This window comes from Prescottella agglutinans (assembly GCF_004011865.1).
GTDB classification, from domain to species: Bacteria; Actinomycetota; Actinomycetes; order Mycobacteriales; family Mycobacteriaceae; genus Prescottella; species Prescottella agglutinans.
Genome location: NZ_RKLP01000003.1, coordinates 272,373 through 284,553 on the forward strand (window position 1 = coordinate 272,373; position 12,181 = coordinate 284,553).

Here is a 12,181-nt window from a genome sequence, read left to right on the forward strand (position 1 = left end):
CGCCGGTGCGACCAGTGACGAGCGACTCCGAGACCCCGGCACCCACAGGACCACCCGTGGAAGTGGCCCTGCTGGGTGATGTCGCCACACGCCGGGACGGTGTCCTCGTGCCGCTGGCCGGCCCTCGTGCCCGCAGCCTGCTCGTCGCGCTCGCCCGCCGCCCCGGACACAGTCGGAGCGCGGCCGCGCTCGTCGAGGACGTCTGGGGCGAGGATCCCCCCAGGTCGCCCGCGAACGCACTGCACACCCAGATCTCCCGGCTGCGCTCGGCGCTGCCCGACGCCGCCATCGAGGCCGGCCCGGCCGGCTACCGACTGGCACTGGCGCCGGAGCAGGTCGACCTGGCCCGTGCACGGATGCTGGCGCGGCATGCGGGGCAGCGCCACGCCGACGGCGACCAGCGGGGCGCGTTGGACGCCGTGCGGGAGGCGCGTGGGCTGTGGCGCGGCGACCCCGGCGCGGACCTGCCCGGCGGGCACCTCGCCGACGATCTGGCGACGGAGGCCGCCGCGCACCGGGCCGCGCTCGACGCCGTCGAACTCGCGGCGCTCGTCGCAGCCGGGCAGTACCGCGACGCGTTGCCGATCGCGCGGGCCGCGGCGGGGGTGTCCCCGCTCGACGAAGGCGCGCACGCCCTGCTCATGGAGTGCCTGCACGGTGCGGGACGGCCGAACGAGGCGCTCGAGGTGTTCGCGGGGCTGCGCGGCAGGCTCGCCGACCGTCTCGGCGTCGACCCCTCCGCTCGGCTGATCGACCTCAACGCCACGATCCTGCGCGGCGAGCACCAGCCTCCCGTGACGGCGGACGCGGAGGCGCCGGGCGGCGAACCCGGGCAGGCCGGCCGACTGCTGCCCAACACCATCGGTCTGCGGGCCGCACCCAATCCGCTGCTCGGGCGCAAGACCGATCTGGCGGCGCTCGAACTGCTGCTGGGGTCGTCGCGCGTCGTCACGGTCCTCGGTCCCGGCGGTACCGGGAAGACCCGGGTGGCCCACGCGCTCGGCGACGAGGTGTCGGCGCGGATGCCGGTCGCCCTCGTCGAACTCGCCCCGCTGCGCAGCGGCGAGGACGTGATCGCGGCCATCAGCGGCACCCTGGGCCTGAGTGAGGCCGACCTCGCCCCGGGCGGACTGACACGGACCCGGATCCACGACGCGCGGCAGCGCCTGCGGGACGCGCTGGCGGCCCGGCCGTCACTGCTGATTCTCGACAACTGCGAGCACCTGATCGACGACGTCGCCGACGTCGTGTCGGATCTCATCTCCGCGAGCCCGCACCTGACCGTCCTCGCCACCAGTCGCGCGCCGATGGCGATCACGGCGGAAGCGGTGTATCCGTTGCCGCCGTTGGCGATCGACGACGACGGATCGCCCGCGATCGAACTGTTCCGGGCCCGCGCCCTCGCCGTGCGACCCTCGGTGCGCCTCGACCGTGGTGAGGTCGCCCGGTTGTGCCGGACGCTGGACGGTCTGCCGCTGGCGATCGAACTCGCCGCGGCCCGGGTCCGCACGCTCAGCGTCGAGGAGATCAACGCCCGCCTGGTCGACAGGTTCGCGCTGCTGCGCTCGGGGGACCGCACGTCGCCGGAACGGCACCGCACGCTCCGCGCCGTGATCGACTGGAGTTGGAACCTTCTCGCGGATCCGGAGCGTGCAGCGCTGCGCAGGCTGTGCCGATTCCCGGGCGGATTCACCGCGGACGCCGCGTCGACCGTTGCGCAGTGGGGCGAGGTCGTCGACGTCGCCGACGCGCTCGAGGGTCTGGTGAACCAGTCGATGCTGGCCGTCGTCGAACCCGAGGAGGGCGCCGACACGGTGGGCCTGCGCTACCACATGCTCGAGACCGTGCGGGAGTTCGGCGAGGAGCAGTCGGACGGCGACGAGGCCGCGGCGGTGCGCGCCCGGACCGTCACGTGGGCGGAGCGGTTCTCGCGGGAGGCGTTCCACGACTTCATGTCCGGCCGGCAGATCGCGGCGGCGCACCGCGTCGAGGCCGAGCACGACAACCTGCTCGTGGTGCTGCGTTACGCGATGTCGGAGAAGCTCGTCCGTACCGTCTTCACGGTGTTCCCGGTGCTGGGCGGCATGTGGGCGTCGCGCGGTTCGCACTCCGAGGTCTTCAACTGGGCGCCGCGGCTACTCGAACTCGACGACTCGGGTCTCGACCCCGAGGCCGTACCCGGTGATCTCCTGGCGTCGGCGTACGTGCTGGCGGCCGCCCACATGGCGATGGGCGGCAACGTGCGCGCGTTGGCGGTGGCCAGGACGCGCATGCGCCGGGTGCTGGCTACCCACTCCGACCTCAGCGGGTCGTCGCGGGTGAACATCGCGCTGATGCTCGTGCCCGGATCGGGGCGGGGCTTGGCGCGGACGCTTGCGACGGCGGTGCGTTCGGCCGATCCCGGGGCGCGCAGTTCCGCGCTGATGGCGCGCTCCAACCTCCGGGAGAACAACGGCGATCTTTTCGGCTCGGAGTCCGACGCGAGGCGGGCGCTCGCGCTCGCCGAGGAATCCAACGACAGTTGGGGCCTGGCGATGGTGTGTCAGCATCTCGGCAGCCTGTACTCCCAGTCCGCCCGCTACGACGAGGCCGTCGACTTCTACCGCCGCTCCGCCGAAGGGCTGTGGGAGCTGCACCTGTACGACGAGAGCCTGCAGGTGCGCGGGTTCATGGTGGTTGCCCTGGTCGGGGCGGGTCGGATCGCCGATGCCCGCGCCGAACTGGCGGCGCTCGTGCCGATGCACGCGAGCGCCCCGAGCGCCTCGGTGAACGTGAACGAGAACCCGCACAATCAGGCATCGCTGTCGGCGAGTACCGCGGAGGCGGATCTGGCCGTCGGCGCGGTGGATCGCGGGCTGGCCGAGTACCGGCGGGCGGTCGGCGACGGCAGCGTGCTGGCGGGCGATCTGCCCGCCGACCCGTTCGAGATCATGGTGGCGGCGGCGGTCGTGGACGCGCACGTGCTCGCCGGACGCGCGGAATCGGTCGCCGATCTGGCCGATCGGCTCGCGAAGGTCTCGGCGCAGCGGCTCGGATCGGCCGGGTATCCGGATCTGCCGCAGACCGGGGCGGTGGCGTGTGCGGTCGGCAGCTTCTGTCTCGCGACCGGTCACGGCACCACGGAACGGGCGCTGCGGCTCGTCGCGCTGGCAACGAGAGTTCGTGCACGACAGGACTATCCGTCGATGCACCTCGACCGCCATCTCGATGCGGCGCGGGCCGTGCTCGGCGCCGACACCGTCGCGGCGGCGCTGGCGTCCGTTCGGAAGACGCCGCGCGCCGCCGCGCGCCGGGAGATCCTCGACCTCTTGGCCCCGGGCAACTCCTGACCGGTCAGGCCTTGCGCATGTAGGTCCGCACCGTCAGCGGCGCCATGACCGCCACGATCACCGCGGCACCCAGCAGCGCCCACACCGCGTGGATGCCGAAGTGGCCGTCGTTCGCGAGTTCGCGCACCGCCGTCACCAGGTGCGAGACGGGATTGACGTTCACGAACGCCTGCATCCAGCCCGGCATGGTGTCGGCCGGCACGAAGGCGTTGGACATGAACGTGAGCGGGAACAGGATCATCATCGAGACACCCTGTACGGCAGAGGCTTTGCTCATCAGGACTCCCATGAGCGCGAAGATCCAGCTGATCGCGAACGCGCACACCATGATCAGCAGCGCGGCGCACACGACGCCGACGACTCCGCCGCCCGGCCGGTAGCCCATCGCGATACCGACGACGAGCGTGATGGTGGTCGCGATCAGGTACCGGACGACGTCGGCGATCAGCGCCCCGGACAGGGGCGCGATCCGGGCGATCGGCAGGGACTTGAACCTGTCGAACACGCCCTTGTCCATGTCCTCCCGCAACTGGGTGCCGGTGACGATCGACGTCGTGATCACCGTCTGGACCAGGATGCCGGGGATGATGATGGGCAGGTACGACTTCACGTCCCCGGAGATCGCGCCGCCGAAGATGTAGGTGAACATGAACGTGAAGATGATCGGCTGGATCACCACGTCGAACAGTTGCTCGGGGTTGTGCTTGATCTTCAGGATGCCGCGGTAGGCCATCGTGAAGCTGTGGGCGACCGAGTCCCGCAGGCTGATCCGCTCGACGGCCTCGATGGCCCGGGTGCCCGGGGTGGTCGTGGGCGAGGTGAGGGTGGTGGTCATGCGACGCTCCGTTCGGACTCGGCGGTGTCGTGCCCGGTGATGGTGAGGAAGACCTCGTCGAGGCTCGGCTTGGAGACGGTGATCTCGTCCACCGAGATCGACAGATCCCTCAGCCGCACAAGGAGATCCGCGGTGATCGAGGGATCCGAGAGCGGGGCGGTGAGGCGGCCCGACTCGGGTGTGACGGTGGCCGGCACGCCCAGCATCGACGAGATCACGGTGCGGGCCTCATCGGTCTGGGTGCGATCGGCGAGCGTCAGTTGCAGCGCGGACACACCCACCGACGCCTTGAGTTCGTCCGAGGTGCCGTCCGCGATCACCCGGCCGCGGTCGATGACCGCGATCCGGTCGGCCAGTTGGTCGGCCTCGTCGAGGTACTGCGTCGTGAGCAGCACCGTCGAACCCTCGGCGACGAGGCGCCGGATGGTGTCCCACATCTGCGCGCGGGTGCGCGGATCGAGTCCGGTGGTGGGCTCGTCGAGGAACAGCAGCGGGGGACGGGCGATCAGGCTGGCCGCGAGGTCGAGACGTCGGCGCATGCCGCCGGAGAAGTTCTTGAGCGGCTTCGACGCCGCCTCGGTCAGCTCGAACTCCTCGAGGAGTTCGGCGGCCTTGCGCTTGGCATCGGCGCGTCCCAGACCCAGCAGTCGCGAGAAGATCACGAGATTCTCGGTGGCGCTGAGGTCCTCGTCGACCGAGGCGTATTGGCCGGTGACGCCGACGAGGGAACGGACCGCCGTCGATTCGCGCACGACGTCGCGGCCGAAGATGCGGGCCTCGCCGCCGTCGGGACGGAGCAGCGTCGCGAGCATCCGGACCGTGGTGGTCTTGCCTGCGCCGTTGGGGCCGAGCACGCCGTACACCGATCCGGTCGGCACGGTGAGGCTCACGCCGTCCACCGCGCGCTGCTGCCCGAAGGTCTTGACGAGCCCGACGGCTTCGATCGCCGGGGGTGAGGTGTCGAGGTTCATGACCTCACCCTGACGTGTCCCGCTTGCACCGGGCTTGCGGCGCACTTGCGCGGCGCACGAGGCGCACGCATGCGCCGGGGCCGTGGTGCGGACACCGCGGGCCCCGGCGCATGCGTGAGGGTTCGTGCTACTTCAGCAGGCGGCCGAGCAGGTCGCCGAGGCTCGGGACGATGTCGCCGAGGCTGCCGGTCGCGGTGCCGAGGCTGCCGAGTACCCCGCCGACGGGGACGATCTGCGGCTCACCGAGCACCGGCGTCGGATTCGACAGCGCGATGCACGCGCCGACGAAGGCGTACACGCCGTCGGCGAGCGCGTCGGTCGTGTACGACTTGGTGGCGCCTGCCGGAACGGCGTCGAGGCCGCTGGTCCACGCGACGAAGCCCGGTTCGAGCACCTTCGTCGGATCATCCAGCGCCTGAGTAACTTTCGCGGCATCGACCGCCACCGCGCCGCAGGTGCTCGTCGGGTATCCGGCGTTCGGGTTCTCGATCGTGACGTCGACGACGCTGCCGTCGGCCTCGGTGGTGAGGACGGGTCCCGTGAACTCGGGGGACGGGGCGGCCGACGCGATCGCGGGACCGGTGAGCAGTGCGGCGGCGGAGATCGCGACGGCGGCGGAGCGGGTGAGGACGGTTGCGGATCGTGTGCGCATGGTCGTGCCTTTCAGCGGTGGGAAGCGGATCTCCGTCGTGGTTCGCGGGCGAACGCGGACGGGGATCACCCGCGGAAGGCACGGCGTCTGATGCGCCTCGTGCAACGGGAATCGTGAAAGGGGAAGATGCGCGGCGACCCGGACATCCCCGACCAACGGCCGGGCCGCCGCGCACGATCTGGGGAGTTACCCGGCCTGCGAGGAGCCGGCCGAGATGGCCTTGATCAGGCCGTCGATGTTCCCGCTGGTGAGGAACTCGACCAGGTTCTTCAGGGCACCGTTCTCGAGGCTGCCGAACATCGCGTTCTCGGGAAGGCTGACGATCTTCGGGCGGCTCACGGCGGCACCGCTGGAGGTCGAGGTGCACTCGCCGATCACGGCGTACACGCCGTCGTTGAATTCGGGGGTGGTGAACGCCTTGGTGCTCGCGGCACCGACACGCTCGGTCGGCTTGACCTTCCATGCCGCGAAGCCCGGCTCGAGGAGCTTGGAGGGGTCCTTCTCGAGTTCGGACATCTTGGAGGCGACGATCGCGTAGGCGCCGCATGTCGTCCCGGCGTCGGTGTTGTTGTTCTGCACGGTGACCGTGATGGAACTGGCCGCGGCGGACGCGGTGATCTCGGGTGCCGACACCGCGGGGGCGGCGGTCGCGAGGGCCGGTACGGCGAGAACCGACGCGGCGGCGATCGCGACGCCACTCACCGTGCGGGCGAGTGTATTCCGAGTGCGCGTGTGCATGAACAACCCCTCATTCGTGAAATGTCTTCTGACGGATGAGTGATCGCGGTGTCTTGTCCCCGACAACCAAGATCACTTGCGTCAGCATCGGGGCTGGGTCAACTTCACGCAAGGCGAACCTTCGGGAAGGGTAAGGTCCGGACTTTGCCGATGGACCCGGATCAGACATCCCTACCGACCGGTAACGGAATTGAACAGCGGAAACCCGTGGGACTCACGAGGATTTACCCGTTCTATAACGATTCCGTTTCGAAGGGTGCCGATCGATGAAGATTCAATTGTTTGTTCAACTACCCGCCGGTGTCGGCTCGCTCGTCGAGCCCGGCCACGACGTTCGCAGGGTGTTGCGGTCGATCTTCCCCGGACCGCGGAGGGGGAGCGCGTCGAACAGTCGCACCTCGCGCGGTGCGGCGGTGGCGTCGAGCGCGGCGCGGACATGGTCACCCAGTTCCCGGACGGTGGGCGTGAATCCCTCGGCGGGGACGACCGCGGCGACCACACGCTGGCCCAGACGCTCGTCCGGCACCCCGAGTACGGCGCACTCGCGCACCCCGGGGTGCTCGAGGAGCACCGCCTCGACCACCTGCGGCACGACGGTGAGCCCCCCGGTGGAGATCGCCTCGTCGAGCCTGCCGCGGATCGTGAGGACACCGTCCGACAACGTGCCGGCGTCGTCGGTGCGGAACCAACCGGGCTCGGCGAACGCCGGATGCCCGGGCAGGCCGCGGTAGCCCGACGCGAGCATCGCCCCGCCGAGCAGGACGCGGGAATCGTCGGCGATCCGGACCGTCGCGTCGTCGAGGGGGACACCGTCGTAGACGCACCCGCCGCACGTCTCGCTCATCCCGTAGGTCCGCACCACCCGGATGCCGGCGTCGAGCGCGCGGCGCAGCAGCGGCGCCGGCGTGGCCGCGCCGCCGAGTAGGACCGCGTCGAGCGACGCCAACGCCTCCGTCGCGCCCGGGTGGTCGAGGGCCTTCACCAGTTGGGTGGGGACCAGCGACGTGTACCGGCGCGGCCCGCTCATCGTGGCCACCGCGGTCGGCAGGTCCCCGGGATCGAAGCCCGCGGTGACGTCGACGACGACGGGTGTCTCGCCGGCCAGCAGGCTGCGCAGCAGCACCTGCATGCCGGCGATGTGATGCGCGGGCAGGGCCAGCAGCCACGAACCGGCGCCGCCCAGGCGCCGATGCGTCGCCTCGCCGCTCGCACGCAACGCGCGCGAGGTGAGCATCGCCCCCTTGGGCACCCCGGTCGTGCCCGATGTCGCCATCACCAGCGCGACGTCCCCGGCGTCGGCCACGTCGTCGATCGGCTCGTCCGGGTGCAGCGCGCGCGTGAGCCGGGCGATCTCCTTCGGGTCTCCCTCGGGCACCGGCAGGAGTGGCGGGCCGCCGCCGTCCAGCACTCGTTCGAGTGTCGGCAGGACCGAGGTCACCGCGGTGCCGGCGGGGATCGGAAAGGTGTGCAGGAGCGCGCTCACCCGTCGATGGTTTCACGACCCGGTCGGCCGGGCCGCCGTCAGGGGAGGGGCGGGCCGGCCAGTGGCCAACCACCCGCCGACAAGTGCGTCTGCACCCGGTCCACGTCGGACTCGAGCGGCATCTCGTTCGTGATCTTGGTGATCAGCACCTGGATGTCGGTCTTCGAGATCGGCAGGTCGCCGTGCTCGACGAGGGCGGCTGTGACGAGGTCGACCTCCTCCTCGGACAGCCGTCGGGTGAGGAGCGCGAAGAGGGGGACGTAGTCCTGCTCGGGGACGCCGTTGGGATACCCGGCGCGTAGCCAGTCGATGATCGAGGAGAGAAACGGAGGCAGGCTCAATGATGCTCCTGAACTCGGTCCGTCAGCTCTGGGCGTCCGGGGCTTCCTGGTAGTCACCGGCAACTGCGTAGGTGTCGTCGCCGACGACGGGCCACCCGCCCGCGACGAGCCGTTCGGTGACCCGGGTGATGTCCTCCTCGGTGGGTTCCTCGTGGATGACCCCCGCGATGATGCTCTTGAGCGCGTCGTAGTCGACGTGCCGATCCGGATGCTCGTGTGCGGTCGCGATGGACAGGTCCACGATCTGGCCGATCTCCTCGTCGGTCAGGCGGCGTCCGAGCACGGCGAGCAGAGCGAAGTGGTCCTTGGTCGGAATTCCCTCGGGGTAGCCGGCGCGGAGCCAATCGAGTACCGAACGGAGCGAATACTTGCTGTTCACGGATGCGATCACTTTCACGAGGGAGCGGGGGAGTGGTCTGGTAGGGACCCCGCTCAGAAGACGTGGATGCCGAAGCTGCTGGCCAGGAAGTTCTGCATCAGCATCAGTATCCCAGCGATGATCGCGATCAGCACGACGGCGAAGCACAGGGCCGCGCCGATCTTGCCCGCCGTGGATGCCGTGGTCGTCCCGTCCGTGTCGGTACGCGCGCCGACGGACAGGCTCTTGAGGCCCAGGGCGAAGATCGCCGGCAGGCCCGCACCGAAGAGCAGTCCCACGAGGACGACCTGCCACAGCGAGTTGGCGGTCTGCGTCAGTAGATCCATCGGTCGTCTCCTCTCAGGTGGCGCTGGTCGTGGTGACGGTGGTGGTCTGGTCTGCGTCGACCTCGACGCCGGTGCCGGTGGTCGGGGCGGCGGGAGCGTTCTCCGTCGCGGGTGCCAGGCCGCCGTCCCACTCGTCGTTGACGTTGTTCGGGTCGATCGGTTCGCGGCGTGAACGCATGTACATGAAGCCGGACAGCGCCACCAGCAGGGCGAACACCACGAGGACGCCGGGCAGGCCGCCGATCATGTGGGCCAGCGCCCAGCAGACGGCGCCGACGATGCCCGCCGAGGGCAGCGTGATCAGCCACGCGACGGCCATGCGGCCGGCAACGCCCCAGCGGACCTCGGCGCCCTTCCGGCCCAGGCCGGTGCCCATGATCGATCCGGTCGCGACGTGCGTGGTCGACAGCGGCAGGCCCAGGTGGCTCGAGGTCAGGATGATCGCGGCCGACGACGACTCGGCGGCCATGCCCTGCGGCGCGGAGATCTCGACGAGGCCCTTGCCGAGCGTGCGGATGATGCGCCAGCCACCGAGGTAGGTGCCGAGTGCGATCGCGACGGCGCAGCTGAGCTTGACCCAGAACGGCATCTCGGCGTCCGCGGAGATCGATCCGTGGGCGACGAGCGCCAGGAAGATCACGCCCATCGTCTTCTGGGCGTCGTTGGTGCCGTGGGCGAGCGAGACGAGCGACGCGGTGCCGACCTGGCCGATACGGAAACCCTTGCTCTTGGTGTCGTCGGGAATGTCCTGGGTGATGCGGTAGATGAGCTTGGTGCCGACGGTCGCGACCAGCGCGGCGACGACGGGGGCCAGCAGCGCGGGGATGATCACCTTGCCGAGCACACCGCCCCACTCGACACCGTTCATGCCGATCGAGGCGATGGCGGCGCCGATCAGGCCGCCGAAGAGTGCGTGCGACGAGCTGGACGGCAGGCCGAACAGCCAGGTCGCGAGATTCCAGAGAATGCCGCCCACCAAGCCGGCGAAAACGATCAGCAACAGCGCTTCGCCGCTGACGGTCCCGAGGTTGACCACGCCCTTCGCGACGGTCGCAGCGACTTCGACGGAGAGGAAAGCGCCGATCAGGTTGAGGGTTGCAGAGAGTGCCACTGCGACCTTCGGTCGGAGTGCGCCGGTGGCGATGGACGTGGCCATCGCGTTCCCGGTGTCGTGGAAGCCGTTCGTGAAGTCGAAAGCGAGGGCAGTGACGACCACTACCAAGAGAACGACGAGCTCTGCGGTCACAAGCGAATTGTGCGTATCGAACGCGTAAAAGTACAGCGAGCATCGGGTGAATCGACGGTGCTCTGGGTCTCATCTTCCCATCACCTCGAACGACGGTTCCGTCGGTGTGTGAACACTCACGTTTTTCGGGGGGTGTGTTGACCATCACTGGGTTGTCTCACTCACCGGGACCGACACCCGGAGCCCGGTGTGATGCTCGTTACGGTCCTCGCCACCGGGAGCGCAGCCTCCCGGCGAGTGGAGCTCGGGAAGGTCGGTGGCGGGATGTCGGCAGCGGTCGGGGCGCGCTGTCCCCTCTTTTCTTTACCAAAAGAAAGCACTTGCTTTACCTAGTTTTTGCGCGACCTCCGGTTCGGCGCGCTGGCGTCGATCATCGCCGCAGGTCCGGACAGGTTTTCGATCTGTTGTTTCGGCCCCGGCCCGGTCTCGGGCACTGAGAAGGAGATACACCGACCGTGAAGAGAAACAAGACTGCCAAGCTGGTCGTGGCGCTCGCCGCGACCGCGGCCCTGGTCTCGGCCTGCGCCGGCGACCGCGGCGGCGAAGCCGTCGTGCCGGGCACCGGGTCCAGCGACGCGCAGGCGTCGTCGTCCAGTTCCGTCGACAAGTTCGGCACCCTCGCCTCCCCGTGCGGCGAGGGCGACGCGAAGGGCGCCACCGATCAGGGCGTCTCCGACACCGAGATCAAGATCGGTTACGGCGACGACCGCGGCTTCGCGAAGAGTCCGGGCCTCAACAAGGAGATGTCCGACGCCGTCTCCGCGATGATCGACTGGTGCAACGACCAGGGCGGCATCAACGGCCGCAAGATCGTCGGCACCGACTACGACGCCGCGATGACGCAGGCGAACTCCGTCATGCAGGACGCGTGCCGCACCCAGTTCATGATGGTCGGCCACGGCTTCGCGATGGACCAGACGTCCGAGCAGACCCGCGTCGCCTGCAACATGGCCGCGGTCCCGGGCTTCACCGTCTCCCCGGACGCGGCCAACGGACCCATGACCTACCAGGGCGTGCCGTTCCCCGTCGACATCGCGAACGCCTCGGCGTGGTTCCAGATGGGGGAGATGCACCCCGATCTCAAGAACGACTTCGCGCTCGTCGGTTCCACGATGCCGACCATCATCACGTCGCTCACGAAGACCAAGTCGATGGCGGAGGCCGCCGGCTTCAAGCTCAAGGACTGCGGCGTCACCCTCAACTACGAGGGCGAGGCCAGCTACGTGCCGTTCGCGGAGAAGGTCAAGGCCTGCGGCGCCAAGGGCTTGTGGACATCCCGCTCGCCGGTCCCGGCCGAGTTCAACTTCTTCAAGGCCATCGACCAGGTCGGCATCGATCCGATCATCCTCGGTGAGGCCACCTGGTACGGCAACGCGGTCCAGTCGTTCAACAAGGACACCGGCCTGCTCGACAACCTCAATGCGGGCATGACCTTCCAGATGCTCGAGAACGACGACAACGAGGCGGTCGCGCAGTACAAGGAGCTCGTCACGGCCAAGGGCGGCAAGACCGCGCTGCTCGGTATGCAGTCCACCTCCTCGTTCCTGCTGTGGGCCACCGCGGCCAAGGAGTGCGGCTCGGACCTGACGCGTCAGTGCATGATCGACGAGCTGTCGAAGATCCACGACTGGGACGGCGGCGGACTCCACGCGGCCAGCGACCCGGGCAAGAACATTCCCGCGCAGTGCGGCCTGGTCGTGTCGATCAAGGGCGCCGACTACTCGCAGGCGTTCCCCTCCGAGGCGGGCGAGTTCAAGTGCGACCCGCAGTACCTCGTCAAGACGGATCCGTCGACGTGGGGCACCGAGCTCAACGCGGACCGCATCTCCACCAAGTACCTGAACCCGAACGTGATCACGCCGAAGGCCTGATCCAGGGCCG

At 69.4% G+C, this 12,181-nt stretch carries 11 protein-coding genes; 2 read left to right on the forward strand and 9 right to left on the reverse strand.

All coding sequences use genetic code 11. From position 1 onward, the window contains the following. Window positions 1-56 precede the first annotated feature (56 nt). On the forward strand, window positions 57-3,329 hold the full coding sequence (locus EGT67_RS08195) for an ATP-binding protein (RefSeq protein ID WP_127915566.1): 3,273 nt from the start codon (window positions 57-59) through the stop codon (window positions 3,327-3,329). Window positions 3,330-3,333: 4 nt separating this feature from the next. Here EGT67_RS08195 and EGT67_RS08200 read toward each other — a convergent pair whose 3' ends face one another. From EGT67_RS08200 to EGT67_RS08240, 9 genes are all read right to left on the reverse strand, one after another. Next, window positions 3,334-4,164, reverse strand: coding sequence for an ABC transporter permease (locus tag EGT67_RS08200; protein ID WP_127915567.1), 831 nt, complete (start codon window positions 4,162-4,164; stop codon window positions 3,334-3,336). Further along, complete coding sequence (locus EGT67_RS08205) at window positions 4,161-5,135, reverse strand: ATP-binding cassette domain-containing protein (RefSeq protein WP_127915568.1); 975 nt, start codon at window positions 5,133-5,135, stop codon at window positions 4,161-4,163. The genes EGT67_RS08200 and EGT67_RS08205 overlap by 4 nt, the downstream gene beginning before the upstream one ends. A 127-nt stretch (window positions 5,136-5,262) precedes the next feature. Further along, a complete protein-coding gene (locus EGT67_RS08210; RefSeq protein ID WP_127915569.1) occupies window positions 5,263-5,787 on the reverse strand; it encodes a hypothetical protein in 525 nt (174 codons plus the stop codon). Between the two features lie 186 nt (window positions 5,788-5,973). Further along, window positions 5,974-6,489: a hypothetical protein gene (locus EGT67_RS08215; RefSeq protein ID WP_241565937.1), complete on the reverse strand. Its 516-nt coding sequence runs from the start codon at window positions 6,487-6,489 to the stop codon at window positions 5,974-5,976. A 322-nt stretch (window positions 6,490-6,811) separates the two neighbouring features. Beyond that, the gene (gene menE, locus EGT67_RS08220; protein ID WP_127915571.1) at window positions 6,812-8,008 is read right to left on the reverse strand and encodes an o-succinylbenzoate--CoA ligase; all 1,197 of its coding nucleotides are present in this window, start codon (window positions 8,006-8,008) and stop codon (window positions 6,812-6,814) included. A 38-nt stretch (window positions 8,009-8,046) separates the two neighbouring features. Next, a complete protein-coding gene (locus EGT67_RS08225; protein WP_127915572.1) occupies window positions 8,047-8,349 on the reverse strand; it encodes a DUF3349 domain-containing protein in 303 nt (100 codons plus the stop codon). 22 nt (window positions 8,350-8,371) lie between these two features. After that, window positions 8,372-8,740, reverse strand: coding sequence for a DUF3349 domain-containing protein (locus tag EGT67_RS08230; protein WP_127915573.1), 369 nt, complete (start codon window positions 8,738-8,740; stop codon window positions 8,372-8,374). A gap of 41 nt (window positions 8,741-8,781) precedes the next feature. Beyond that, a complete protein-coding gene (locus EGT67_RS08235) occupies window positions 8,782-9,054 on the reverse strand; it encodes a hypothetical protein (RefSeq protein ID WP_127915574.1) in 273 nt (90 codons plus the stop codon). A 13-nt stretch (window positions 9,055-9,067) separates the two neighbouring features. Next, window positions 9,068-10,300 carry an inorganic phosphate transporter gene (locus EGT67_RS08240; protein WP_127915575.1) on the reverse strand — a complete coding sequence of 411 codons (1,233 nt, stop codon included), beginning with the start codon at window positions 10,298-10,300 and terminating at the stop codon, window positions 9,068-9,070. Between the two features lie 455 nt (window positions 10,301-10,755). Here EGT67_RS08240 and EGT67_RS08245 point away from each other — a divergent pair, with 455 nt between their 5' ends. Beyond that, window positions 10,756-12,171 (forward strand): ABC transporter substrate-binding protein, encoded by a 1,416-nt coding sequence (locus EGT67_RS08245; protein ID WP_127915576.1) that lies wholly within the window; start codon window positions 10,756-10,758, stop codon window positions 12,169-12,171. Window positions 12,172-12,181 lie beyond the last annotated feature (10 nt).

What these genes read in the sequence shown, in the direction of transcription:
- EGT67_RS08200 (WP_127915567.1), bottom strand. Translation starts at nt 4,164, where the DNA reads ATGACCACCACCCTCACCTCGCCCACGACCACCCCGGGCACCCGGGCC.
- EGT67_RS08205 (WP_127915568.1), bottom strand. Translation starts at nt 5,135, where the DNA reads ATGAACCTCGACACCTCACCCCCGGCGATCGAAGCCGTCGGGCTCGTC.
- EGT67_RS08210 (WP_127915569.1), bottom strand. Translation starts at nt 5,787, where the DNA reads ATGCGCACACGATCCGCAACCGTCCTCACCCGCTCCGCCGCCGTCGCG.
- EGT67_RS08235 (WP_127915574.1), bottom strand. Translation starts at nt 9,054, where the DNA reads ATGGATCTACTGACGCAGACCGCCAACTCGCTGTGGCAGGTCGTCCTC.